The organism is Mahella australiensis 50-1 BON (assembly GCF_000213255.1).
In the GTDB taxonomy this organism is placed as follows: Bacteria; Bacillota; Clostridia; order Mahellales; family Mahellaceae; genus Mahella; species Mahella australiensis.
The window spans coordinates 1,556,689-1,582,516 of sequence record NC_015520.1 but is presented as its reverse complement, the minus strand read 5'-3'; the positions used below and the strand labels follow the sequence as shown (position 1 = coordinate 1,582,516).

General features: G+C 41.5%; 25 protein-coding genes and 1 pseudogene. 18 read left to right on the top strand and 8 right to left on the bottom strand.

Going from position 1 to position 25,828, the window contains the following annotated elements; genetic code table 11:
• Positions 1 to 5: 5 nt before the first annotated feature.
• The 4 genes from MAHAU_RS07505 to MAHAU_RS07490 are packed head-to-tail and all read left to right on the top strand — an operon-like array spanning position 6 to position 4,677.
• On the top strand, positions 6 to 689 hold the full coding sequence (locus MAHAU_RS07505) for an ABC transporter ATP-binding protein (RefSeq protein WP_013781123.1): 684 nt from the start codon (positions 6 to 8) through the stop codon (positions 687 to 689).
• On the top strand, positions 686 to 1,858 hold the full coding sequence (locus MAHAU_RS07500; protein ID WP_013781122.1) for an ABC transporter permease: 1,173 nt from the start codon (positions 686 to 688) through the stop codon (positions 1,856 to 1,858). The genes MAHAU_RS07505 and MAHAU_RS07500 overlap by 4 nt, the downstream gene beginning before the upstream one ends.
• Positions 1,851 to 3,356, top strand: a complete 1,506-nt coding sequence (locus tag MAHAU_RS07495) for an ATP-binding protein (protein WP_049783351.1) — start codon at positions 1,851 to 1,853, stop codon at positions 3,354 to 3,356. Before MAHAU_RS07500 ends, MAHAU_RS07495 begins: the two co-directional genes overlap by 8 nt.
• Positions 3,328 to 4,677, top strand: a complete 1,350-nt coding sequence (locus tag MAHAU_RS07490) for a sigma-54-dependent transcriptional regulator (protein ID WP_013781120.1) — start codon at positions 3,328 to 3,330, stop codon at positions 4,675 to 4,677. The genes MAHAU_RS07495 and MAHAU_RS07490 overlap by 29 nt, the downstream gene beginning before the upstream one ends.
• Here MAHAU_RS07490 and MAHAU_RS07485 read toward each other — a convergent pair.
• The gene (locus tag MAHAU_RS07485; RefSeq protein ID WP_013781119.1) at positions 4,670 to 5,047 is read right to left on the bottom strand and encodes an FxsA family protein; all 378 of its coding nucleotides are present in this window, start codon (positions 5,045 to 5,047) and stop codon (positions 4,670 to 4,672) included. The two genes, MAHAU_RS07490 and MAHAU_RS07485, sit on opposite strands and share 8 nt — an antisense overlap.
• A 150-nt stretch (positions 5,048 to 5,197) precedes the next feature.
• Here MAHAU_RS07485 and MAHAU_RS07480 point away from each other — a divergent pair, with 150 nt between their 5' ends.
• From MAHAU_RS07480 to MAHAU_RS07470, 3 genes are all read left to right on the top strand, one after another.
• Positions 5,198 to 5,956, top strand: coding sequence for a nucleotidyltransferase family protein (locus MAHAU_RS07480; RefSeq protein WP_013781118.1), 759 nt, complete (start codon positions 5,198 to 5,200; stop codon positions 5,954 to 5,956).
• Positions 5,957 to 5,959: 3 nt separating this feature from the next.
• Positions 5,960 to 7,261, top strand: a complete 1,302-nt coding sequence (locus tag MAHAU_RS07475) for a bifunctional folylpolyglutamate synthase/dihydrofolate synthase (protein ID WP_013781117.1) — start codon at positions 5,960 to 5,962, stop codon at positions 7,259 to 7,261.
• 85 nt (positions 7,262 to 7,346) lie between these two features.
• Positions 7,347 to 8,435 (top strand): PRK06851 family protein, encoded by a 1,089-nt coding sequence (locus tag MAHAU_RS07470; protein ID WP_013781116.1) that lies wholly within the window; start codon positions 7,347 to 7,349, stop codon positions 8,433 to 8,435.
• 27 nt (positions 8,436 to 8,462) lie between these two features.
• Here MAHAU_RS07470 and MAHAU_RS07465 read toward each other — a convergent pair whose 3' ends face one another.
• The gene (locus MAHAU_RS07465) at positions 8,463 to 9,344 is read right to left on the bottom strand and encodes a DUF2156 domain-containing protein (RefSeq protein WP_013781115.1); all 882 of its coding nucleotides are present in this window, start codon (positions 9,342 to 9,344) and stop codon (positions 8,463 to 8,465) included.
• 375 nt (positions 9,345 to 9,719) lie between these two features.
• On the opposite strand from MAHAU_RS07465, the gene MAHAU_RS07460 reads away from it, so the two are divergent.
• The 3 genes from MAHAU_RS07460 to MAHAU_RS07450 all read left to right on the top strand — a co-directional run bounded on the left by MAHAU_RS07460 (position 9,720) and on the right by MAHAU_RS07450 (position 13,229).
• Positions 9,720 to 10,406 carry a response regulator transcription factor gene (locus MAHAU_RS07460; protein WP_013781114.1) on the top strand — a complete coding sequence of 229 codons (687 nt, stop codon included), beginning with the start codon at positions 9,720 to 9,722 and terminating at the stop codon, positions 10,404 to 10,406.
• Positions 10,393 to 11,832, top strand: a complete 1,440-nt coding sequence (locus tag MAHAU_RS07455; RefSeq protein ID WP_013781113.1) for a sensor histidine kinase — start codon at positions 10,393 to 10,395, stop codon at positions 11,830 to 11,832. Before MAHAU_RS07460 ends, MAHAU_RS07455 begins: the two co-directional genes overlap by 14 nt.
• 86 nt (positions 11,833 to 11,918) lie before the next feature.
• Positions 11,919 to 13,229: a S1C family serine protease gene (locus MAHAU_RS07450; RefSeq protein ID WP_013781112.1), complete on the top strand. Its 1,311-nt coding sequence runs from the start codon at positions 11,919 to 11,921 to the stop codon at positions 13,227 to 13,229.
• Here the strand turns inward: MAHAU_RS07450 and MAHAU_RS07445 are convergent, their stop codons facing one another.
• Positions 13,230 to 14,195, bottom strand: coding sequence for a zinc ribbon domain-containing protein (locus MAHAU_RS07445; RefSeq protein ID WP_013781111.1), 966 nt, complete (start codon positions 14,193 to 14,195; stop codon positions 13,230 to 13,232). It abuts the gene before it with no gap.
• A gap of 163 nt (positions 14,196 to 14,358) precedes the next feature.
• Between MAHAU_RS07445 and MAHAU_RS07440 the strand changes: the two genes are divergently transcribed.
• Positions 14,359 to 15,171 (top strand): sugar phosphate isomerase/epimerase family protein, encoded by an 813-nt coding sequence (locus MAHAU_RS07440; protein ID WP_013781110.1) that lies wholly within the window; start codon positions 14,359 to 14,361, stop codon positions 15,169 to 15,171.
• An 18-nt stretch (positions 15,172 to 15,189) separates the two neighbouring features.
• On the top strand, positions 15,190 to 16,218 hold the full coding sequence (locus tag MAHAU_RS07435; RefSeq protein ID WP_013781109.1) for a Gfo/Idh/MocA family protein: 1,029 nt from the start codon (positions 15,190 to 15,192) through the stop codon (positions 16,216 to 16,218).
• 64 nt (positions 16,219 to 16,282) lie between these two features.
• Here MAHAU_RS07435 and MAHAU_RS07430 read toward each other — a convergent pair whose 3' ends face one another.
• From MAHAU_RS07430 to MAHAU_RS15945, 5 genes are all read right to left on the bottom strand, one after another.
• Positions 16,283 to 16,621 (bottom strand): P-II family nitrogen regulator, encoded by a 339-nt coding sequence (locus tag MAHAU_RS07430; protein WP_013781108.1) that lies wholly within the window; start codon positions 16,619 to 16,621, stop codon positions 16,283 to 16,285.
• Between the two features lie 15 nt (positions 16,622 to 16,636).
• The gene (locus tag MAHAU_RS07425) at positions 16,637 to 17,992 is read right to left on the bottom strand and encodes an ammonium transporter (RefSeq protein ID WP_013781107.1); all 1,356 of its coding nucleotides are present in this window, start codon (positions 17,990 to 17,992) and stop codon (positions 16,637 to 16,639) included.
• 360 nt (positions 17,993 to 18,352) lie between these two features.
• Positions 18,353 to 18,505, bottom strand: coding sequence for a hypothetical protein (locus tag MAHAU_RS15955; RefSeq protein ID WP_245543945.1), 153 nt, complete (start codon positions 18,503 to 18,505; stop codon positions 18,353 to 18,355).
• Positions 18,506 to 18,515: 10 nt separating this feature from the next.
• Positions 18,516 to 18,794, bottom strand: a complete 279-nt coding sequence (locus MAHAU_RS15950) for a transposase (protein WP_013781106.1) — start codon at positions 18,792 to 18,794, stop codon at positions 18,516 to 18,518.
• Between the two features lie 19 nt (positions 18,795 to 18,813).
• On the bottom strand, positions 18,814 to 19,296 hold the full coding sequence (locus MAHAU_RS15945; RefSeq protein WP_245543975.1) for a hypothetical protein: 483 nt from the start codon (positions 19,294 to 19,296) through the stop codon (positions 18,814 to 18,816).
• Here MAHAU_RS15945 and MAHAU_RS07415 point away from each other — a divergent pair.
• From MAHAU_RS07415 to gap, 6 genes and pseudogenes are all read left to right on the top strand, one after another.
• A pseudogene (locus tag MAHAU_RS07415) lies at positions 19,226 to 19,642 on the top strand (transposase); the annotation flags it as partial. The gene MAHAU_RS15945 and the pseudogene MAHAU_RS07415 sit on opposite strands and share 71 nt — an antisense overlap.
• A gap of 202 nt (positions 19,643 to 19,844) precedes the next feature.
• Complete coding sequence (locus tag MAHAU_RS07410; protein ID WP_013781105.1) at positions 19,845 to 21,017, top strand: hypothetical protein; 1,173 nt, start codon at positions 19,845 to 19,847, stop codon at positions 21,015 to 21,017.
• Positions 21,018 to 21,599: 582 nt separating this feature from the next.
• The gene (pdaB, locus tag MAHAU_RS07405) at positions 21,600 to 22,382 is read left to right on the top strand and encodes a polysaccharide deacetylase family sporulation protein PdaB (RefSeq protein WP_013781104.1); all 783 of its coding nucleotides are present in this window, start codon (positions 21,600 to 21,602) and stop codon (positions 22,380 to 22,382) included.
• A gap of 75 nt (positions 22,383 to 22,457) precedes the next feature.
• Entirely contained in the window at positions 22,458 to 23,105 is a 648-nt protein-coding gene (locus MAHAU_RS07400) for a single-stranded DNA-binding protein (protein WP_013781103.1), read from the top strand.
• Between the two features lie 108 nt (positions 23,106 to 23,213).
• Complete coding sequence (rpoN, locus tag MAHAU_RS07395; RefSeq protein ID WP_013781102.1) at positions 23,214 to 24,611, top strand: RNA polymerase factor sigma-54; 1,398 nt, start codon at positions 23,214 to 23,216, stop codon at positions 24,609 to 24,611.
• A 204-nt stretch (positions 24,612 to 24,815) separates the two neighbouring features.
• Positions 24,816 to 25,826, top strand: a complete 1,011-nt coding sequence (gap, locus tag MAHAU_RS07390) for a type I glyceraldehyde-3-phosphate dehydrogenase (protein ID WP_013781101.1) — start codon at positions 24,816 to 24,818, stop codon at positions 25,824 to 25,826.
• Positions 25,827 to 25,828 lie beyond the last annotated feature (2 nt).

Genomic DNA, 25,828 nt, shown 5'->3' with positions numbered 1-25,828 from the left:
TTGTCATGATAGAATTGAACAATATACGTAAAGAATATCATACTGACGGCACCGGTGTAACTGCGCTGAATGATATAAACCTTACCATAAATGACGGTGAGTTTGTAGCCGTCATCGGACCGTCAGGTTCAGGTAAATCAACGCTTATGAACATATTGGGATGCCTGGATACGCCCACATCCGGCCATTATTTGTTGGATGACAAGGAAGTGGGTTACTTGTCACCAAATCAGCAGGCCGAGATACGCAATAAAAAGCTGGGATTTGTATTTCAGAGTTTTAATCTGTTGCCGCGCTTAAATGCATTGGAAAATGTCGAATTACCTTTGATATACAGAGGTATGAGGCCTTCAGAGCGTCGCAGACTATCTATGGAGGCACTGGAAAGGGTCGGACTTATTGACAGGGCATATCACAAACCGTCGCAGATGTCAGGAGGGCAGCAGCAGCGCGTGGCCATAGCAAGGGCGTTGGTGGCTGATCCGAACATAATCATGGCCGATGAACCTACGGGCAATTTGGACAGCCACAGCGGGCGTCAGATAATGGATATGCTTACTGAACTAAACGGTGACGGCAAAACAGTGATTCTTGTTACGCATGATATGAATCTGGCCCATACGGCGCGGCGCATCGTGCGTATAAAAGACGGCGTAATAGAGAATGATGAGAAGGTGGTGGCGGTATGAAATTATGGCAAGCGGTGAGACTGGCATTATCCGGCATAATAACAAATAAGATGCGCTCGTTTCTGACCATGTTGGGAATTGTCATAGGCGTCGCGTCTGTTATAATGCTGGTATCTCTGACTCAAGGTGCTACTGGTCAGATCACATCACAGATAGAAGGCCTGGGCTCCAATCTTATAACTGTCAATGTAAGCGGCCGCGGGGCTAATACGTCATTATCATATGATGATGCTATGGCTTTAGGAGAGGAAGAGAATGTAAAAGCTGTGGCTCCTGTCATAAACAGCAGCGTTACGGTTAAGTATGGCAGTAAAACGTCCGATGGTGTATCATTAACCGGTACCAACGATCTATACGAAGGTGTACGAAACGTTCATGTTCAATCCGGCCGATTCATATTGCCTATAGATGTCGAATATAGGCAAAAAATAGCCGTTATTGGCTATCAGACGGCGCAAGATCTGTTTGGCTTTATGAATCCGTTAGGCCAGTATATTAAGATAAACGGTCAGAAAGTAATGGTTGTAGGTGTTCTAGAAGAACAGGGCGGCAGTATAACTGGTTCTGGGGATAACGTCGTATTTATGCCAATAACCGCCGTTGAGCGCATGATGCGCTCGATAGGTGTAAGAACGCTGTATATACAGGCCTCATCGTCCGATACGGTGGATAGTGTTACGCAGCGGCTGGAAGGAATATTGACCAGGAAATTCCGCGATGAGGACAGCGTCAATGTTTTCAGCCAGACGCAGATGCTCTCCACTATCAGCAGCGTTACCAATATAATGAGTCTGCTTTTGGGCGGTATAGCCGGGATATCCCTCCTGGTAGGCGGCATAGGCATAATGAATATAATGCTGGTCTCGGTAACTGAGCGTACGCGTGAGATAGGCATACGCAAAGCTGTGGGGGCAAAAAAAGCCGATATACTCTGGCAGTTCTTAATAGAATCAGTGGTATTGACTGGAGTAGGCGGGGTTATGGGTATACTGCTCGGAATCGGTGGGGGTAATCTATTGGGTTCGATACTGAGCATGCCAACAGCCACATCACTGCAGATTATACTGTTGTCATTTGGTTTCGCAGTGGGCATAGGTATTTTATTTGGTATATATCCCGCTAATCGGGCAGCTAATCTCAATCCTATAGAAGCATTGCGTTATGAATAGATTTAAGCGCTTTTCCGAACGAAGCCTGCGGTGGCAGATAATGTTTGTGATAATTATAGTGGTGGCGGCACCGATAGCTGGCATGATATACAGCGCTCTGTTTGCACCTGGCATCGATAGCATGCTCATAGAAGAAAAACAGCAAAAGTTGATTCAAATCGGGCAGCGCATGGATGAAAGCATAGACGATGAAACGGCAGCGGCTATAAAAAAGACAGTTATGACACGTAGTCCCAGCGATATAGATAGTTTACAATTGCAATTGCACGACAGAATGCTAAAGCTGTCATATCAATACAGAGGTGTGGATATAGGCTATAGCGTACCAACTATAGAACAAACTTTTTCATTGCTGCCACCAAGATGGCCTTATGATCGTAAATTGGAAAATGGCATTGCTGAGGCTATCAACAGCAAAGGACCATACTCACAATATTTTATGGATCACATGGGAGGGTTGCTTCTCCACGTTCGGCCTGTAGTTAGACAGAACGATATTATAGCTCTTGCATGGGCTAGAGAGATGATACCGCCGCAATATGCACAAAGTCGCAATGTAAGGCGTACTATATTTGTTATAACTATGTTAGGATTGCTGGGCGGCATAATAGGCACGATAATAATAATACGCAATATGGTAAACAGTGCAAACATTATAAAAAACGGTCTAGTCGGCATACAGAAGGATTTTACTTACCGTTTACCGTCAGTATCGGGAGAAATGGGTGAAATAGCCCAAGCGATAAATAGCATGGCTGAAGCCCTAGAAGAGAAAGCCAAACTAGAAGAACAATTGCAGCGCTCGGAAAGGTTAGCAGCCCTCGGGCAATTGGTGGCTGGAATAGCCCATGAGATGCGCAATCCTATGGCTATAGTGAAGGCGACGGTGCAGCTTATGCAGAAACAGTATAAGGATTCAAGTGAAATGCAGCAATACCTTGACGTTATAAAGGAACAGGTTGATCGCCAGGACAAAATAGTTAAGGAATTGCTGGACTTTTCTCGTCCTTCTAAATCGTTATGGGAAGATATATCATTGGTTGAATTGCTGAAAAGCGTGATTACATTTACGCGCCCATATATGGATCAGTATCATATAGAACTGTCAGAGAAATACCAAATTGATCTTCCGCTGATCATAGCTGACGGCGAGAGATTGAAACAGGTTTTTGTGAATATTATTATAAATGCTGTTCAGTCGATGCCGAAAGGGGGACAATTGATGATATCGGTATACTCGGATGAACAAAACGTTTACGCATCGTTTGCCGATACAGGCTCGGGAATAGCGGATGAAGATATTGAAAATATATTTAATCCCTTCTATACTACCAAGTATAGCGGTACAGGCCTCGGGCTTGCTATAAGCCACAATATCATAGCGATGCATGGCGGTACCATAGCCGTGACCCGATCAAAAGATGGCGGTTCTATATTTACGGTATCAATACCGATAAGGAGGGACGATGATGCCGCATCGAATATTGATAATAGATGATGAAGAACGCATGCGTTGGGTGCTATGTAAAGCATTGGAGCAAGAGAGTTATGAGGCTGAAGCAGCAGGCGACGGCATTGAAGGGCTAAAGATGCTCGATAAACATAGTATAGATCTCGTATTGCTGGATATGAGATTGCCTATAATGGATGGCATGGAGGTTCTCAAAAGGATAAAAGAGCTTTATCCTTCCTTGCCAGTTATTATCATAACGGCGTATGGCAGCATAGAAATGGCTGTAGCAGCCGTTAAGGCCGGCGCTACTGATTATATAACCAAACCGTTCGACATAGACGAACTTGTGATTCAAATCAAGAAAGCTTTAGACGTGCACCGCCTTGTCGATGAGGTGGAATTTCTGCGATCGGAGCTCAGTCAGCGATACCAAGATATGCTGTTGTCTAGCAAAAGCCCTTGCATGCAGGAGGTATATGAGTTGGTTAGAAGAATAGCCGACAGCGATGCTACAGTTTTGCTGACCGGCGAGAGCGGCACTGGCAAAGAGGTTATAGCTCGGACTATACATTACAGCAGCAGACGAGCAGATAAACCATTTGTAGCCATAAATTGTGCGGCTGTGCCGGATAACCTTTTGGAAAGCGAATTATTCGGCTATGAAAAAGGAGCGTTTACAGGGGCTGTGGCTCGTAAAGCCGGTCGGTTTGAAGTGGCCGATGGCGGTACCGTCTTTCTCGATGAAATAGGCGAAATGTCTATGAATATGCAGGCTAAGCTATTGCGCGTATTACAGGAACGTTCTTTTGAACATTTGGGCGGCAATGATGTCATATCGGTGGATGTGCGCATAATAGCCGCTACTAATAAAGATTTGCAATATGCCATGAAGTCGGGTTATTTTCGCGAAGATCTCTATTATCGGTTAAGTGTAATACCTATAAACCTGCCTCCATTAAGAGAACGCAAAGAGGATATACCTGATCTGGCGCTTTATTTTGTGAATAAATTTGATAAACGCAAGGCTATAAAAGGCATATCGAAACAGGCTATGGACATCCTGCGATTGTATAGTTGGCCAGGCAATATAAGAGAATTAGAGAATGCAATAGAAAGGGCTGTCATAATATGCGATACAAATGCTATACAGCCAGCGCACTTGCCCATATCGATGCAGACACCTAAAAAGGAGTCGTCTGTTCTCGATATAGATATACCGGATGAAGGGATAAGCATGGAAGCACTGGAAATGCAGCTTATAAAGAAGGCGCTAGATAAAACCGGTGGCAATCAGACCAAGGCAGCCAAACTCCTCGGGATAACCCGTTCAGCGTTGATATATCGAATGCAGCATGGCATCACCTGATCCGTTTCAAAAAGCGTCTCTTTAAGTAAAATATCGCTGCTTCCTTCGCAGTCGCCCTGCTTTTTGGCAACAGGCATAATAATCCGAGGATATCGGTAATGATGCCGGGCGTTATGAGCAAAACGCCGCCGATAACTATAAATAGCCCGTCCCAAAGCTGAGCAGATGGTATATGGCCTATCTGCAGCTCAGCTTTTATGCTATTTATAGCATTGAATCCCTGTCTTTGGGCTATAACAGCACCTATTATGCCTATGACTACTATTATCGCTATCGTCTGCCATACGCCGATGTATTGGCCTAACGCTATCAATATCAATAGATCGATTAAAGGTATTAATATAAACACTGCTATAAGCCTGGTCAGCATTTATTCGCTCCATTCTAATATTCTGGTTCGCATTATTATAATATCCAAAATGTTGCACTGTAGTCAACCCCGATTTTATCTACTTGTTATTTACGATAACTTGTATTATTATACGTTATAGTTATTGTTGAAAGGTGGAGGGTATAATATATGAATAAATCTGTAATAAACGCTATTGTATTGGCCGGCGGAAGAGAGGATCTAGAGGGCAATGTACATGGCTATAAGTCGCTGCTTGCATTAAATGGCCGGCCTATGATCGATTATGTAGTCGAAGCATTGAAAAATACACCTGATGTGGGCGAAATAGCAGTGGTCGGTCCCGTGGATGAGCTTTCACCGTATATAAGTGATAAGGTGGATTACATAATATCTGAAGGCGATTCCATGATGGATAACGTGATATTTGGTTTAAGGCCATTCCAAAACGATGACCGTGTGTTGTTCCTGTCATCCGACATACCGTTTATAACGCCTGACGCTATAAGCCATTTTATAAAACAGAGCTGTTTAACAGATGCCGATTTTTGTTATCCTATTGTAGAGCGTTCTGTGAATGAAGCAAAATTTTCTGGTTTTAAGCGTACGTATGTCCGTTTGAAAGAGGGTGCGTTCACTGGTGGAAATATCATGTACGTAAAGCCAAGCCTTGTAACAAATCATAAAGAGCTGATAGAAGATCTTATAGCGATGCGCAAGGAGCCAATCAATATGATAGAGTTATTTGGCGCTGGATTGGCTATAGATTTGGCAATAGGGAGGGCCAGCATAGAGGCGATAGAGAAGCGCATCGAGCAGATGCTTAATATAAGGGCTAAAGCTATTATATCGCCATATCCTGAGATAAGCCAGGATATAGACAAGAACGATGACATAAAGGCTGCTTTGCGCATTTTTGAGGGGGCGTAATATTTGGACTATATACAGGCGTTGGACTATATACATGGCACATGGAAATTCGGTACCAAACTTGGATTGGAGAATATATCGTATTTATTGCAATTGCTTGGGAATCCGCATAGAAAGCTGCGCTGCATACATATAGCCGGTACCAATGGTAAAGGATCGGTTACCGTTATGACGGCTTCTATATTGGAGAAAGCCGGCTATAAAACCGGGTTATTTATATCGCCGTATTTGGAGGACTTTAGGGAACGCATACAGATAAACCAAAATTATATACCAAAGGATGACCTGGCGCGGCTGACCGATGTAGTTAAACAAAAAGTGGAGCAAATGCTGGCCGAAGGCCGCCCTCATCCAACGGAATTTGAGGTAGTAACGGCTATAGGTTTTTGCTATTTTGCCGAGCAAAATGTGGATTATGCTGTGATTGAAGTTGGCCTAGGAGGTAGACTAGATTCCACAAATGTAATAGATCCGTTGGTTTCGGTTATAACCAGCATAGATTATGACCATAAAGACATATTGGGTGATACATTGGCCAAAATAGCTTATGAAAAGGCTGGCATTATAAAGCCCGGCAGACCGGTGGTGGTGTATCCGCAGCAAGATGAGGCCATGGATGTTATAAAACAGGTATGTCAGCAACGACAATCACCGCTTATAGAGGTATCGTATAGCGATATTGAGGCAATAGATGATTCTATCGACGGTCAGCACTTTAACTATAATGAAGGGAAATGGACGTTTAACCGGTTGTATATACCATTGCTTGGTAAGCATCAATTGATGAACGCTGCTACGGCCATAACCGCAGTGTTGGTGCTGAGAAAATATATGGGCGTGGCGATAAGCGATAAGGCTATAGCAGAAGGGTTGAGCGTTACCAAATGGCCTGGGCGATTGGAACTGGTCCATCGTCAACCTTATGTATTGTTGGACGGTGCGCACAATCCTCAAGGGGCTCAATCGCTGGCCAATGCTATAAAAAACTATTTTCCGCATAACCGGGTTATAATGGTACTGGGTATATTGGCTGACAAAGACGTTCGTGCTATACTTGAAGTTCTTGTGCCTTTAGCGGCATATATTATAACCACTCGACCCGATAGCCCAAGAGCTATTGAAGCCGAAAGGCTCTTAACGTTGGTGAAAGAGATGAATGTACAGGGACAAGCTATAGATAATATAGAATTTGCTGTGCAAACATCCCTCGATATGGCTGAGCCGGACGATTTGGTGGTTATAAGCGGCTCGCTTTATCTTATAGGGAGGGTTCGCACATATTTGAAGGGTGTATTAGTGCATTAATTGTATCTGCGTTCTATAGGCTCGGTATCATTCATAGACTTAAAAGGAAAGCGATCGCATATAATAGAGGAAAGGATGTGGTGTTATGACATCAGTTGGTAATATAAGGGAGATGTTTCCCGGAGGGAACACCGCTTATGGTTTTTATTCATTTTATGATTATATAATAGGCCCCGAAGCTAACCGTATATTTATAATCAAAGGTGGACCTGGTGTAGGAAAATCCACTATAATGCGTCAAATAGGCGATGAAATGTTGCAAAGAGGGTACGATGTGGAATTTCATCATTGCTCATCGGATAATGATTCCCTGGATGGCGTTGTCATACCGGCTATAAAAATAGCTTTGATAGATGGGACGGCACCGCATGTAGTGGATCCAAAAAATCCCGGAGCGGTGGATGAGATAATACATCTTGGCGATTATTGGAATGAGGATGGCATACGTGTGTACAAAGACGCCATAATAGGGCATAATCGTCAGATCAAGTATTTGTTTGATCGCGCATATAGATACCTGGCAGCAGCAAAGTCTGTAAGGGACGATATATCGGTCAGTATAGAATCGTGCGTCGATAAGGCTAAGGTATACCATTTGGCCTATGATATAAATCAAGCTTTATTTAAAGATATGCCTGTGTCCGATAGAGTTGGCAAACAGAGGCATCTGTTTGCTAGTGCTATAACACCCGACGGCATAGTAGATCATCTCGATACGCTTATCGTACCGCAGGCTCAGCGATACGTGCTCAAGGCGGACATAGGCAGTGGTAGCTCTTTTATATTATTAGATGTAGCAAAAGCTGCGGAGGCTGTAGGATACGATGTAGAATTATACCATTGCCCGCTTGTACCGGATGAAGTAGAGCACATCATTATACCGGCTTTAAATACAGCAATAACGATTTCATGCAGGTTTGAGGATGATGCTACGCTGATCTATGATATGAATGATTGCGTTGATAGCGATAAGCTCAACGCATTGAAAGACAAGATATCTAAAGATCGCGTTATGATGGATTCTCTCATGAATGAAGCTATAATCAGTATAGCGGCGGCCAAGAAAGTCCATGATGAAATGGAGAGCTACTATAAGTCGAATATGAACTTTGAAGATGTGCAACAAGCAAAAAATAGATTGCTCGAGCGTATACTGAAATATGCTGCTAACTAAGTTGCGGCTGCAAATATGCGGTGGGGCTTATTGCCACACCGCATATTTGTATATCATACGCACGGGATGATATGACTGTTTTGCTTTACGCAGCCCAGGAATGCCCAGATCCTGCTCGCGGTTTATGTAGGGCACATCGTGCCATTCATGAGCGCAGAACATTTGGTTTATAGCGACATAAAGCCCCGGTATATTGGGGTTAGCCTTTTCTATATGTACGTTGGCGGTATCTGGTGTTAACATCTCGCCAAATGAAAATGCTTCTATGTCCCTATCTATAAGGATAATACCGCCTTTTAAGCCCAAATAATCGAAGTGGCTCAAAGCCTTTTTAATTGCATCATGCTCATGAAGTAAGCCCTCGTCATTGCTGTCTTTTATTTCCAACCATTTTTCGGCAAAGTCTATGCAGCCATCTATGTATTCTGAAGTAAGGGAAACATACTGGAAGTTGTTCTCTTTGACAAATCGATTTAGAAAATTCTTTTTTGCATGATACTTCCGCCCAGCCAGCTCTATCAGATCTTTTGTTCTGTATACGTAATCGCTGTTGTCCAAATCCATCTCAACGTTTAAACTCGGATACCATTGCTTTATCTGCATAGCCATAAATTCCGGCACCCTACACATCGCGAAAGGCCATCCTTCGTTTTGGAATAAATTCATCATGGCATCTAGAACATTCTTTAAACTGTCATCTTTTGGCCCTACTGGTGGTAACAATACGTATTGTTTTTCTATGTATGCTATTATACACAGATAATCATCTACTACAGCATATTTAGAGTTATAGTAATGGTCCCACATGTACATATTGGTGAAAGTATATTCGGATATTTCCAATGGAAATTTTATAAAATATTTATCAAATAATGGCTTGGATTCCAATGTTAATGGCCTAAAATCCATATTATGTTTATACCTTTCTATACATCTCTTTTTACTTAAGATTATAATATCATATTTCTCTTTATGCAAATGCTTTTAATTTGTGCTTCGATTCGTGCTAAGGTAAATTCAGCGCGTGCAATGATATAAATCCTACGCCCGCTACAGGCTTGACATATATACCTCGCTACCGCTGTGAGGCTGAACCACTACGCAATCAAAGATTTGCTGTGGTCCTACGTTTCAAAAGCCCGCTCAGCATATATGTCAAGCTTTATGCCACCCGTTTCAGTCATATATTACGAATTGCAGATAAAAAATCGAATTTGCTATTGTAGTATAGGCTTATTCTCAATATAATAGGTATAATAAGTGTTGTATGAAAGGGATATGCAAATGGCTGATAATTATAAGATCTTGATTATAGACGATGATAAAAACATATGCCAATTGTTGAACTTATATTTTACCAAAGAGGGATTTGAAGTCGATATAGCCAATAACGGCAAGGAAGGTATGAGTCATTTTTCCAACAATCCTCCCAATATCGTCATATTGGATATAATGTTGCCGGGTAAGGATGGCTGGGATATATGCCGTGAAATCCGAAGGATGAGCGATATACCTATTATAATGCTTACAGCTAAAAGCGAAACTTTCGATAAAGTGCTTGGGCTGGAATTGGGTGCTGATGATTACGTTGTAAAACCATTTGACCCAAAAGAATTAATAGCGCGTGTAAAAGCGGTATTGAGGAGATATAACCAGGATAACGATGCTAATAACGTTATCGTTTACCCAAACCTTGTCATAGATAAAAATACTATGCTGGTTAAATATCAAAAGAAAGAGCTGGAATTGCCTCCAAAGGAATTTGAGCTGCTCTACTTTTTAGCTAGCCATCCCAACAAAGTATATACGCGTGAACAACTGCTGGAACAGGTATGGGGATTTGATTATTATGGTGATTCAAGGACGGTGGATGTTCATGTAAATCGCTTGAGGGAAAAGATAGGGAGTGAGAATGACCCATGGAAGATAAGTACTGTATGGGGGGTTGGATATAAATTTGAAGTTAAATAGTAAAAAAACTGCTTTTGGAGGTATACGGTCTATATTTAACAAGCTCATGCTTGCATATTTAATAGCTATGCTCATTATGCTTATCATGATGAGCTTGTTGATGTCTAATTTTTTGCGCGATTATTACTTAAACCAAAAAGAGCAACAGTTGCTAGACGGAGGTCAGGATATAAACCAATTGGCCGCGCAATACTTGCTTGGCTATATAGATGAAAAATACTTGAATTTCGCATTGCGTACAGTGGATAAAACGGTTAATGCCAGTATATGGTTTGTCGATAATAGAGGATATGTTTGGGCCGAATCAGGTTTTTTGGATAACAGTTGGAGAGGCGTGCAGCTCACAGGCGAGGATGTTAAGAAGGTATTGTCGGGAGAAACCATAACGAAAATCGGCAAATTCGATGATCGCTTTTCAACACCTATGCTGACCGTCGGTATGCCCATAAAGATGGGTAGATTGATAATGGGAGCTGTATTTATGCACTCGCCTTTATATGAGATAAATATGGCGTTGGAAAGTGCTTATCGTTTTATATGGCTGTCTTTATTAATATCCGCTTCTGTAGCTACCATATTGATTTATTGGATCTCTCAGCGCATATCTCAACCGCTAATAGAGATGAGCGATATCGCTAAGTCCATGTCAAAAGGCGATTTTTCACAAAAAGCTACTGTAAGCTCAAAAGATGAAGTGGGTCAGCTAGCGACTAGTTTTAATAAAATGGCTGAGGCTTTGGAGAATTTAGAAGATATGAGACGTGGGTTTGTTAGCAGTGTATCCCACGAATTGAAATCGCCTTTGACCAGCATAAGGGGATTTGTACAGGGCATTCTCGATGGCACTATACCTACGGAAGAACAAACGCAATATCTTACTATAGTCTTAGAAGAAACAGATAGATTAAATAAGATTATAAAGGAACTGTTGGAATTATCCCGCATGGAATCCTCTCAATTTCAATTAGCCATGTCTAATTTTGATGTGAATGAATTGATAAGGCGCGTTCTATTAAAACAAGAGAAGCGTATTGAGCAAAAGGAATTGGATGTTCAAATAGATTTTGAGCAGGATCGCTGTATGGTAGAAGCCGATAAAGATCGTATAGAAGAGGTGCTCATAAATCTCATAGATAATGCTATAAAGTTTACACCAGAGAAGGGACGTTTGATTGTTAGTACGCGTGTAGAAGGGAATAAAGTATATATTTCAGTAAGCGACAGCGGCATAGGCATATCCGAAGAAGACATGCCGCATATCTGGGAAAGGTTCTATACCGCCGACAAATCCAGAGCCTCTGGCAGTACGGGATTAGGGCTTTCCATCGTTAAACGAATTATAGAACAGCATCGCCAAAGCATATGGGTAAAAAGTATTCCTGGGAAGGGCACGACTTTTACCTTTACGCTAAACCATATCGAATAAGCGCTATTATTTACAGATTGTTTATTGATTATTAAAGTTATACCAATATAATTATAAGTGAAAAAATAAACGAGGAGGCGCTTGATATGAGTGATTTTTATAACTTTGATTATGATGACGATCATAAGGATTACAAACAAAAACCGAGTTTTTTTACGTATCTGGTTCTGGTACTGGTAGGTATACTGATAGGAGTTATAATAATGTACTATATTGGTAACCCGGTACAAAACCAGCAGGCGATCGGTTCGACCGAAACTAATGAACAGAGCAATGCTGCATCAGGCAATGCGTCGTCTCCCATTATAGTAAGCAGCGATAATTTGCCAATACTTAAAAGCGACAATCCGATAGTTGATATCTCTAAAAATGTAGGCCCTGCGGTAGTGGGCGTGATAAACAAGGTGGAAGTTGTTCAAAGGCCAGGAGGAGGGTTCTTCTTTAACCCTGGAGATTTCCCATGGGGACAAGGCGGAGATAACGAGGGTAGCGATAGTGATCAGCCATCCACGCAGCAGCAAGAGCAAGGATCGGGATCCGGTATAATAATATCATCTGACGGCTATATCGTCACTAACAATCATGTAGTAGAAGGTGCAGATAGCGTAACAGTGTTGCTGCAGGGTGGTGAAGAAGTACCTGCTAAAATCGTGGGTACCGATCGTGACAGCGATTTGGCAGTTCTTAAAGTTGATAAAAACAACTTACCTGCAGCAACATTAGGTGACTCATCTAAGACGCAAACTGGTGAAATAGTGGTGGCTATAGGTAATCCGTTAGGCAAAGATTTAGCTGGTACTGTTACCATGGGCGTTATTAGTGCTACAGATCGCACATTGACGGTGGAAGGCAGAACAATGAAGATGCTTCAGACCGATGCTGCCATAAATCCCGGTAACAGCGGGGGCGCATTGGTTGACTTAAACGGCACGGTTATAGGTATAAATACCTTAAAAGAAGTAGTAGCCGGCATAGACCCATCCTACGGTGCTATCAGCGCTGAAGGTATAGGATTTGCAATACCGATAGACGAAGCCAAACCCATAATAGAGCAGCTTGTAAAACAAGGCTATGTAAGCCGTCCTGGGCTTGGCATAACCGGTTTGGAAATAAACGATATTATTAGGCGACAGTATGCCAATATAACGCCTGATATGCCATATGGCATAGGCGTGAATGAGGTTATGCCAGGTGGTCCGGCCGAAAAAGCTGGAATAAAACCCGGCGATATTATAATAAAGCTGGACGGTACTGAAATAAAGACGTTTGACCAACTTCAAACCATGATAAAACAGCATAAAATAGGCGACAAAGTAACCGTTACTGTCTGGAGAAACGGCAAAGAATTAGACTTTAACGTACAGCTTGGCGATCTTGGCAAGATGAGCCAGCAATAATCATTGAGCGTAAATATAACGCGCTTTCACACGGGGAAGGGTATCGTAAGTGCCATCGACTTCCCCGTATAATTTTATATCATCGCCTTGCTTCAATGATGAAAGCGTGCCTTGGTACTCTATATACAGTTTATCGGATGATGGCAGCTTGAGGTAAAAAGTCGATATACCATTTTGCACCGACAAATCCTCTATTTCACCTAAAAAAAGCCCTATTTTATTCTGATAAACCCTGGGATATTTTATTAACTGATCGTAAGGTATATCCCATGCCTTTCTTATATATTCATCCTCGCTTTGTGGCTGATCGGACCGATTATTCGTTTGATTTTCTTCACCCGGGGCCGTATCTGCAATAGTTTTGGGCAAGCGCTTTATAGACACAGACTGCCGTACCAGCGAGCGATTGGGGGCACCAACTGTTATATATATGTCGTTTATGCCTTCTGATGGCAGGTTAACGCTGGCTTCAAGTGTGCCATCGGCATTGACCAGATCAGAGAAATCATTGCTGTTTATAAGCACGGTAGAATTCGGCTCAACTTGGATCTTCAGTACATAGTGGTCATCTGTGACCTCTGCATATCCACTAGCCGGTTCTATAATTTTTATGGTAGATGCAGGAGTAGATTTGGATTGCTCGGCATTGACAATATTATCTATATTTACCTTCCGGCCAGTTGAGGCGGCTATCATTTTACCCATTTGAACCGAAAATATAACTATTATCACAGCCGTGCAAATCCAAACTCCGATAAATACGCCGGATTTCTTAGAGCCGGTGCGCTTTTTTTTAGAGCTATGCTTCATAGGTTTAGCTATGTTGCTGGAAGATACAAAGGCTGTGTCGATCGAATCGCCATATTTGCTATTGTTCACTTTATTACCTATATGTAATTTAATGCCACAATTGTAACAATAGTTATAATTCTCATCGTTCCACGTATTGCAATGCGGACAAAACACATTCAAACCCTCCTACTAAAATCTATCAATATTCTATCATATTCGACAATATAAATAAATACATTTGACAAGATTTTCTCTTGATGTTATATGAGATTTTACTTGATATTTTGTGGCAAAGTGGTAGAATAATATTAAAGAAATTGACTTGGGAGGTGGGTAAATGAAGGCCAAATTTATTTTAAGCGCTTTTGCAGATGAAATTTCCCTGGATCTGCAAGAAGAAATGGATGTATTGGAGCAATGCGATATCCATTACATAGAGATGCGCAATGTAGGTGATCGATGTATTATCGATTATCAGGATAATGACATATCGGATATAAAAAAACAATTGGATCAAAGAGGATTTAGGTTATCGGCTATAGGTTCTCCAATAGGTAAGATCTCGATAGAAGATGATTTCAAACCTCATCTCGACAGATTTAAACGCACCATGGAAGTAGCGCATATGTTGGATACGCCCTATATACGCATGTTCTCATTTTTTATTCCCAAAGGCAGTGACCCCTATGATTATAGAGAAGAGGTCATGGAGAGGTGGGCCGCTTTTGTAACGGCAGCGCAAGACCAGGGCTTGATATTGCTCCATGAGAATGAAAAAGAGATATATGGGGATATTCCTGAAAGATGCGCGGACATAATTCAAACCATGAACGTGCCTTTTGTCAAGGCAACGTTTGATCCAGCTAATTTTGTTCAATGCGATGTAGAAACATATCCGCACGCTTTTAATTTATTGAAGGATCATATAGCCTATATGCACATAAAAGATGCGCTGTATAAAGACCATAGCGTAGTGCCTGCGGGCCAAGGCGATGGCAGAGTACGCGATGTACTGCGTGAATTAGACCAAGCCGGATATGAAGGCTTTCTTTCCATAGAGCCGCACTTGAACAACAGTCTGCCCGGAGGAGGCCCGGAAAATTTTAAAAGGGCTTATAGAGCGCTTATGGATATACTTAACAGTTTATAGGATTAAAGGAGGAGAAATATGCGATTTGCAATAGTAGGATGCGGCGTCATAAGCGCCACGCATTCAGCCTGTATAGACGGCATAGACGGGGCCGAGTTGGTGGCCGTAGCTGATATAGTTGAAGAAAAGGCTCAAAAGCTGGCACAAAAATACGGGTGCGATTATTACGTGGACTATCACGATATGCTTAAACGTGATGATATCGATGTGGTAAATGTATGTGTGCCAAGTGGTTTACACCATGTCATAGCTATTGATGCGATGAAAGCCGGAAAGCACGTTATAGTGGAGAAGCCTATGGATGTAACCTTGCCTGCTGCTGATGCCATGTTAGAAACAGCCTATAAGACCGGTATGAAGATGTCCATTATATCACAGCATCGTTTTGATGATGCCATGATAGAGGTAAAGAATGCCATTGATTCCGGCCGATTGGGCAAATTGTATTTCGGAGCATCCCATACTAAATGGTATAGGAGCCAGGAATATTATGATAGCGGCGATTGGCGTGGTACATGGGAACTGGATGGCGGCGGTGCTATCATGAATCAATCAGTACATTATGTAGATCTTCTTCAATATGCCTTAGGCCCTGTTGATGAGATATATGCCTATACTGGTACGCTCGCCCATGTGCGTATAGAAGTAGAGGATCTGGCCGTGGCCAGTGTTAAGTTTAAGAGCGGTGCTCTTGGCATGATAGAAGGTAGTACGTTGGCATGGCCTGGGCTGTCCACTAAGCTTGATATATACGGCGAGAATGGCACTGTCGGTATAGAGAATGATAAACTCGCCTATTGGAATTTAAAAGATGCTACTGAAGAGGATAAGCATAAGCTAAGCTGCAAACAAGAGATAAAGGTTGGAGCGGCAGATGCTGCAGCTATATCGGCAAGCTCTCATGCCCGTCAGATTATGGATATGATGGATGCGATAAAGAACAATAGGGATCCCAAAGTTAATGGCGAAGAGGGGCGTAAGCCTTTAGCGGTAATAGTGGCATTGTATGAATCGGCCAGAACTGGCAAACCGGTTAAAGTATCATAGAGATCATCGATAAAGCAAAAAGCGAGATATGACCTAACCTATCTCGCTTTTACTTGTAAACAATTTAGATGGCATTTTCTCCGGTATCGCCTGTACGTATGCGTATAATATTTTCTATATCGTATACGAAAATCTTGCCGTCGCCTATTTGACCAGTGCGAGCGGCTGTGGATACCACATCTATGATTTTATCCACATCTTGATCGTTTGCTGCTACTTCTATCTTTATTTTAGGCAAAAGATTAATATTGAGTTCTACCCCTCTATATACCTCTTTACGTCCCTTTTGGCGGCCACAACCCATGACTTGGGTGACAGTCATACCGAATATGCCATAAGCATTCAGAGCTTCTTTTACATCATCCAATTTTTCGGGACGTATTATGGCTTCTATTTTTTTCATCGTGACCATACTCCTTCATTCTAATATATCAGCATTAACTAAGTTAACTATCGGTGAAGCCGTTTTAAGTGCAAAATCCCCATAAGCTACGGTATCGTGCTCGCCGGCATCCAACCCGCCTATTTCTTCTTCGTGATTGACTCTGAGCCCTGTGGTGTGCTTTAATACGGTGAATAATATAAAGGCCATTACTGTAGTCCATAGGAATACAGAGCCTACGCCGAGCAATTGTACCGATAGAAGGTGTATGCCTCCTCCATAGAATAATCCACCATCGGTGGCGAATAAGCCTACCATGATAGTACCGAAAGTTCCGCATACACCATGGACAGATATAGCGCCGACAGGATCATCTATCCTTATCTTCTTATCGAAGAATTCCACTGAAGATACTACCAACAAACCGCACAATGATCCTATAATAGCGGCTCCTACCGGGCTTACTGCCAATGTACCTGCGGTTATGCCTACCAAACCAGCGAGAGCGCCGTTTAATGTCATGCTTACGTCCGGTTTACCATATCTCAGCCATGTATAGATCATGGTGACTACGGCTCCCATAGCACCGGCTAGATTTGTGGTGAGCGCTATATGACCTATGGCGGGATTGGTGCCGGATAATGTGCTGCCGGGATTAAATCCAAACCAGCCGAACCATAGGATAAAAGTGCCCAAAGCCGCCAATGTTATACTATGTCCCGGTATGGCGTGTATCGAACCGTCTTTTCCATATTTGCCTATACGGGGGCCGACCATTGCGGAACCTATAAGTGCGGTCCAACCGCCTACCGAGTGTACTACCGTAGAACCTGCGAAATCGATCATTCCAAGCTCTTGAAGCCATCCGCCGCCCCATATCCAATGGCCTACCACTGGATATATTATTAGACTTATTACTGCGCTATATATACAGTATGCCGTAAATTTTGTTCTTTCGGCCATGGCCCCCGATACTATAGTGGCGGCGGTAGCGGCGAACATTGTCTGGAATACCAAGAATGCAGGTAGCGGTATCGATAAGCCGAGATGATCCGCACTACCGGATAAACCAAATAGATTAGTACCGAAGAGCCCGGCAGCATCGGCGCCGAACATTATGCCGAATCCTACCAACCAATATATTGGCGTACCGATAGCGAAGTCCATAAGATTTTTCATTACTATATTAGCTGCATTTTTCGCTCGCGTCATGCCGGCTTCCACCATAGCGAATCCTGCCTGCATGAAGAACACCAAAAATCCTGCCAATAGGGTCCATATAGTGTCGATGGCCACAGCGTTGGATGCTGCAGTTGGTTCATTTGCTGCAAAAGCCAAAGCAGGCAGTAGCAGTAATGCTAATAATACCGTTATAAATGCAATTCTCTTCATTTTTTCTCACTCCTAATCAAATTTAATCAATTAAAGCACATATCGGTTTTTGATCATCCTACCATCGTTTCATAGACACCATCCTCTCTATACGCAAAAGCCCCAAAAGGATGCATCATGCATCTTTTTGGGGCTCCTTTACCCTTTTGCCGGTTATACCATACAGCAATGCATAGTATAAGCACAAAGGCGCTTTAGCGAAAATAACATTTCACTAAAGCGCCTTTGCTTTATATACGTCGTCGTATAATTTATACTTATTTGTTTGTTGTAAATATAATACCAAAATGAATACCCTGTGTCAAGAAATTTTTTGTCATAACTGCGATTCGTAATTTATAATAAGCTGCATCATTTATGCTATACTTTAGCAAGAATCGGATCTAGGCACTGCTTCACTTCTATGCCACATGATGCATACAATTGAATAAATTCTAAAAAGCCAAATATGCCAAAGTACTGGCCGCTGTATATGATAACGAATTTCGGTCCCTCTTTTGTATATTTCTTCATCCATTTATTTCTACGTCTTCTTCGGGCTTTTCACTCCTCCAATATACCCAAGTCCTTCTACAAATGCTATTTCCTGTTCTTTCCTCTTCTTGTTGGGATGAGCTAACCATTTGTTCTGCTCCTTGGCTATTGATACCGCTTGTTCATATGCTTCCATATTCTTCTTAAGCGGTATGTAAACATCTACTTGACGCTCTCTTTTTAGTTTATTCAATAATTCCCTGGATATGAACCCTCTATCGTTTATTAGTATATCTCCAGGTTTTAGCATTTTGCTGTTTAATATCATCTCTTGGCTTAGTTCTACATTATGTTGCTGGATACTGCCTACTTTTATTTCTTCTAGCAGCCCTGCATCGCCGCTGAGCCCTCTTGGCGTCGCTAGTTTGTATCCCCTTGCGTTTACCCTCTTTATCTCTTACAACCCCAGAGCCTTCATAGTTCTCATTGTCTAAATTTACTTCGATTTCTGTGCAGTCTAATATATGGATATCAGGTTCTATTCCCTTTTTAGGAAATACGTATTCTTGGGTATATGTATTATATGAGCTAATTAGTTCTTCAGCACTATATTTGCTAACAAAGTTTCGGATAGTGCCTTCTGTCATTAGCCCTTCGTTTAAGCCTCTTTCGTTATCGCATATATTCCAACCTATTTCTGATAATGTATCTGCATCTGTGATAGCAAATGGTATATCTGTAAGGCTAGTTTTTATCTTCATTCGCAATCGTGGTGTAGAAGATATCTTCATTACATGCACAAATAACTTAACAGGATTTTCAGCAGCCATAGAAGCGGTATTTCCTAAGACAAAGCTACAAAACGGTATAATAATACATCAGATACACAATTCCACTAGATATGTATCATACAAAGACATAAAAGCACTTATGACTGATTTAGAAGCAGTATATGAGGCAGTAGATGAGCCATCGGCTTTGGAAGTGTTAGATGTATTCTCCGAACACTGGGATAATAAGTATCCTAAGATATCCAAGTCATGGAAGGATAACTGGGCAAACCTGAGCACCTATTTCAAGTATCCACAAGAAGTTAGGCGGCTGATCTATACGACAAATGCCATAGAAGGATTTAACCGGCAGTTGAGAGCGGCAACTATTTTATACAAGATCTTCAATAAAATAAGCAATATCTAAAATCAGGATTTATAGCCTTTTTTATCTAATTTTATCTGAAATTTAAAACAAATGCCTTTCAGGCAATCATGTTCAGATTTATTGAAGTATAAAATTGTTGATATCAACAAAATGAAATACATGTCATATAATAAATTAAACAGTACATATATAGTTATACAAGATTTGGGGGGTATAATAAATGGAATCAGGAAGTGAGAAAGACGAAGTAAGAGAAATCAATCCTTTAATTAAATATGTTATCAATGCCGGCGGGGCTCCTTCAATCCAAGAAGGCCGTTTAACCGAAAGGCCTAAACCGGGTATCGAAGGCAGACTTTTCTTAGACATAGACAGAGGAATTCTTTATAGAGATACCAAATTTCAATGGATAGAACTACGATTAGGACCCCAAGGCCCTCGTGGTCTAAGAGGACCTTCTGGATTACCGGGTGCGCCTGGACCGGCTGGACCACCTGGACCAGCCGGTCCAGGTGTATTCAAATGGGGTCCATGTATATTTTGGGCTGATTCAAGTGCACCGGGGCAAGGAAATGGTATGCCTTCAGATCCTTATAAATCCTTACAAGCTGCAGTCGATGCGGCAGTGAGCAGCCCTTTAGCCGTTACCTATGGCATGAGAGCGAGGTGTATTGTTTTTATAGCAGGAAATTCATCATTTAATGAAGATATTATAATACCACCAGCCAGACATATTCAGCTACTTGGTCTAGGTCCATGGGTACTTGGTGATGCATCATTAGAATATTTTCAGTCATCCGTTCCGAGAAATATCACAATACAAACGAGCCCAGCTGCAGAAGATTATTACCAAAATCAAGGTCCCGCTTTCTACGCACGCCCCGTCACAGTTGTGGGTACATTTGATAATGGGACATCTGTTAGTACACATACTAATTATACAAATGGTGCACTTATCAGTGGAAATATCATTTTTCAGAATGTGGCGACCGGTGATACTTCTACTACAATAGAGTTCCAGCTTTTAAATGCACGCATAGCAGGAAACATCATACAATCGGGTCACACTGGTATACTCAACACGTACTTTCATAATAGCCGTCTTAATAACATGGAACATAATGGTCTACGCTTTCAACGTATGATTGATTGTCGGGTAGATGGTACGGTTAAAGCATCCGGTTATTCAGAAATAGCAAATACTTGGTTCCGCAGTAATGTGACAGTGGGATCGGCATTTACGGATGTACCTCCAACAGGTATTTATAATAGTCAGTTCGATACGATAACTTGGAATGGTCCTCTTACCTTAGATACTGCATCAAACTATTATTTTGTGAATAGCGGTTCATCATTGGTTGGAACTAAGAAGATTTTGTATAGTATTGTATGAAATAAACCTAATGCTCGAATAAGGGCAGAAATGCACCTTGATAAGCAGCAAATATAGCGCTAATATGATATCAAGGGAGCAACGATAATTCGTTAGCTCCCTTGATATCATATTAGCGCTATTTTATGCCTTAATTATGAGTTCGCGCAAAATATGGGACATACCCAATAGTATTTTCTCCAGTATCGCCTGTACGTATGCGCCGGCATCCACCTCGTCTATTTCTTATTCATTAGATTTAATTAATCAAAGCATATGTCGGTTTTTTGAATCACACTATCATTATTTCATAAACATCATCCTCTCTATACGCAAAAGCCCCAAAAGGATGCATCATGCATCTTTTTGGGGCTCCTTTACCCTTTTGCCGGTTATACCATACAGCAATGCATAGTATAAGCACAAAGGCGCTTTAGCGAAAATAACATTTCACTAAAGCGCCTTTGCTTTATATACGTCGTCGTATAATTTATACTTATTCGTTTGTTGTAAATATAATACCAAAATGAATACCCTGTGTCAAGAAATTTTTTGTCATAACCTGCACGACAATGAATAATATTTATGTAGGTGGTGGTATCATTGAAGATTATTATAATAAAACGTCAGGTATTGATACAAATAGCTATCATATTGGTGTTGATAGCTGTGACGCTATTAATATTGCATCAGACCGGTACTATTGCATTGAGTGTGTTCTTTGCGCCTAATAAGGAACTACCCATATATTCGGTCGATGTGCCGGATAAACGCATCGCTATAAGTTTTGACGCTTCGTGGGGTGCTGAACAAACCGATCAATTGCTTAAAGTATTGAAAGAACGGAATATCAAGACAACATTCTTTCTTGTAGGCATATGGATAGATAAATATCCCGATAAAGTAAAGGCTATAGCAAATGAGGGACATGAGATAGGCAATCACTCAAATACGCATCCTCATATGAACAAATTGTCCGAGCAACAGATACGCGATGAATTGGATAAAGTTAGCCAAAAAATAGAGGCCTTGACCGGCAAAAAAACGACGCTGTTCAGGCCACCGTTCGGAGAGTACAATGATAAGGTAGTTCGTACGGCACGAGCTGCCGGATATGAGGTTATACAATGGGATGTGGATTCGCTTGATTGGAAAAATTACGGTGTTGAGGATGAGGTTGACCGCGTGCTTAAAAAAGTACGCAACGGTTCTATAGTATTATTTCACAACGACGCCGAGTACACACCACAAGCACTGCCCATAATATTGGATAAGCTTATACAAGACGGCTATAAAATAGTGCCGGTATCAGAGCTGATATACCCGCCGCCTTATTATATAGATCATACCGGGCGACAATTTAAATCTGGAGGTACAGATAAGTAATATTAATATCTGTGCATGAATAGTATTTATCATGTATAACGTTTATACACATGAGGAATGGAGAAGGAGGAAGATATGGTTACATATGGTTGCGATACTAATAGCATAATACTGGCGGGTACTGTACAAGACGATTTACAATACAGTCACCAGATCTATGGTGAGGGATTCTATACATTTCATTTATCGGTACCGAGAATAAGCGCTTATAAAGACATATTGCCGATAACCGTATCGGAAAGGTTGTTGAATGCCTTGACGATACATATGGGAGACTCCGTGGTAATAGAAGGGCAAATAAGATCTTATAATAAATTTATAGACGGAGGCAATAGGCTTATAATAACAGTTTTTGCCAGAGATATAAAGTTAGTCCAAGAAGACGAATACATCAAAAACCCGAATCAAGTCTTTCTGGACGGATTTATATGCAAACAGCCGGTGTACCGCGTAACGCCATTGAATAGGGAAATAAGCGATCTATTGCTAGCCGTCAATAGATCATATAACAAATCCGATTATGTACCGTGCATAGCGTGGGGACGAAATGCACGTTTTTGCAGCAACTTGAAAATTGGCGAGCGTATAAAACTATGGGGAAGGCTACAAAGCAGGGAATATCAAAAGCATATAAGTGAACAGGAGGTGATAAATAAGACGACCTATGAGGTATCTATAGCCAAATTAGAACTGGCAGATATCGAAAATGAAAATAAGGGTTGATATAAAATCGCTTTCAGGATAAAATAAAAAAGGATTTTATGTTTTTATGTAGAATATAAATAATGAAATTATTTATTTAGCGAGGTTATGCCTTATTGCAGGAAAGTGATGAAAATGGAAGTAAATATGGATGTAGAATTAAAACAAACACAAAAGGTTATAATGACTCCCCAACTCCAACAGGGATTGGGGATATTGCAATTACCGGCTGTAGAACTGAATAAATATTTGCGTGAGCAAGCAGAAGTAAATCCGTTACTGGAATTAGAAGACAATATAGATAAAGGTATAGAAGAATCATTGCCTGATTATGCGATAGAAGATCCGCCTCCGGACTGGACCGAATATTTTACTGATGAGGATTATTATGACTATGATGATGTTAAAGCTGGTGGCGATAAGTCGAGTTTATATTATGAAGATATAGGCGATGACAATAAATCATTACAACAGCATCTTTTAGAACAATTGGTGCCTTCCAATCTGTCTGAAACCGACATGCGCATAGCTAGGTATATAATAGAGAGCTTAGACGACAACGGATATATAAGCCTTTCAAAATATGAGATCGCCGAGTCGCTCGGTATAGACAGGCAAACAGTATCACGGATTTTATCTGTCATACAGCAACTTGACCCGCCGGGTGTGGGTGCCAGGAGCTTAAGAGAATGCTTGCTTATACAGCTTCGCCAAAAAGGGTTATTGCAAGACGATGTGCAGAGCGTTATACTTGGAGCGCTGCGCGAGTTGGCCGAAAATAAATTTGCGTATATATCCAAACAATTTGGTATTTCGGTTCAGCGTATTCAAGAGATAAGCGAGATGGTAAAGCAACTGGATCCCAAACCGGGCCGCTGGTTTTTTAATGGGAATGCAACGAGATACATTATACCTGATATATTGGTGAGCAAGAAGCAAGATGGATATAATATAACGCTCCATCCCTATTCGATGCCGAATCTGGAGATAAATCAGTTCTATAAAAAGCTTTTGGATACAGATGAAGTCGATGATGCTGTAGCGGGTTATATCTCTCAAAAGCTTGAAGAGGCCTTGTGGCTTATAAAGTGCGTGGAGCAAAGGAAAATAACCCTGCAAAAAGTGGCTTCAGCCATCGTAGAGCAGCAGCAGGAATTCTTCGATAACGGCATCAAGTTTTTAAAGCCACTTACATTAAAAGATATAGCTGCCATGGTGGACATGCACGAATCTACTGTTAGCCGTGCTGTAAGTGGAAAGTATATGCAGACGCCAAGAGGTATGTTCGATATGAAGTATTTTTTTGCGAGCGGCATAAGCAAATCAGACGGTGGCAGTATAGCGGCCGCGGCCATAAAGGAATTCATACAAGAATTTATAGATAATGAAGATTCTAATAAGCCGTTAAGCGATAATGCCATAGCCCTTATGTTGAATGAAAAGGGTATAAAGATTTCGCGCCGTACGGTAGCAAAGTACAGAGAGGAAATGCAATTACCATCATCCGATAAAAGAAGAAGGCTTTAAAATAAAAGATATGCCGTTTTGGCATATCTTTTATTTATGAAAGTGGAGCAAAATTTATACCAGATATTGAATTTTAACGTATACTATGATAGAATATTAACGATGGCAAAAGGTCATGTAAGTAATATATAATTCATGACCTAGGTATACTATTGAAGAGCTATAAAGCTTTTATAAAAATTTACATAAGTGGAGGTTTTTGTTATGTCTACAAAAATAGGTATAAACGGTTTCGGCCGCATAGGCAGAAATGCCTTTAAGGCAATGCTGGCTAAATATCCTGATATGGATGTGGTAGCCATAAACGATTTGACCGATTCAAAAACACTAGCGCATCTTTTAAAATATGATTCATGTTACGGTAAATTCAACGGTGAAGTAGAGGCAACAGATGATGCATTGATCGTAAACGGCAAGGAGATAAAGATATTAGCGGAACGCGATCCTGCTAAATTGCCATGGAAGGATATGGGCGCTGAGATAGTGCTCGAGTCCACAGGCCTATTTACCAGCCGCGATAAGGCTTCCAAGCATATTGAAGCCGGGGCAAAGAAGGTCATTATCTCTGCTCCTGCTAAGCAAGAGGATATAACAATAGTGATGGGTGTAAACGAGGATAAGTATAATCCAGCTCAACATAACATTATATCCAACGCGTCGTGCACGACTAACTGCTTGGCGCCGGTTGCTAAAGTTATATTAGACAATTTCGGTATTAAGCGCGGCTTGATGACCACTGTCCATTCGTATACCAACGATCAAAGGATATTGGATCTTCCTCACAGCGATCTGCGCAGGGCCAGGGCTGCCGCTTTGTCTATAATACCCACCACCACAGGCGCAGCCAAGGCTGTTGCATTGGTGTTGCCCGAATTAAAAGGCAAGCTTAATGGGTTTGCTATGAGGGTACCCACGCCTACCGTATCTATAGTGGATTTTGTGGCTGACTTGGATAAAAAAGTCACAGCCGAGGAGGTTAATGCCGCGTTGAAAGCTGCTTCTGAAGGGCCAATGAAAGGTATACTCGGCTATACCGAGGAGCCGTTGGTATCGGTGGATTTCCGCGGCGATGAGCGTTCGTCGATAGTGGATGCTTCGCTTACCATGGTTATGGACGACGATATGGTCAAAGTCGTGGCATGGTATGACAACGAGTGGGGTTATTCAAACAGGATAGCCGATCTGATAAACTACGTAATCGAAAAGGGGCTGTAAAG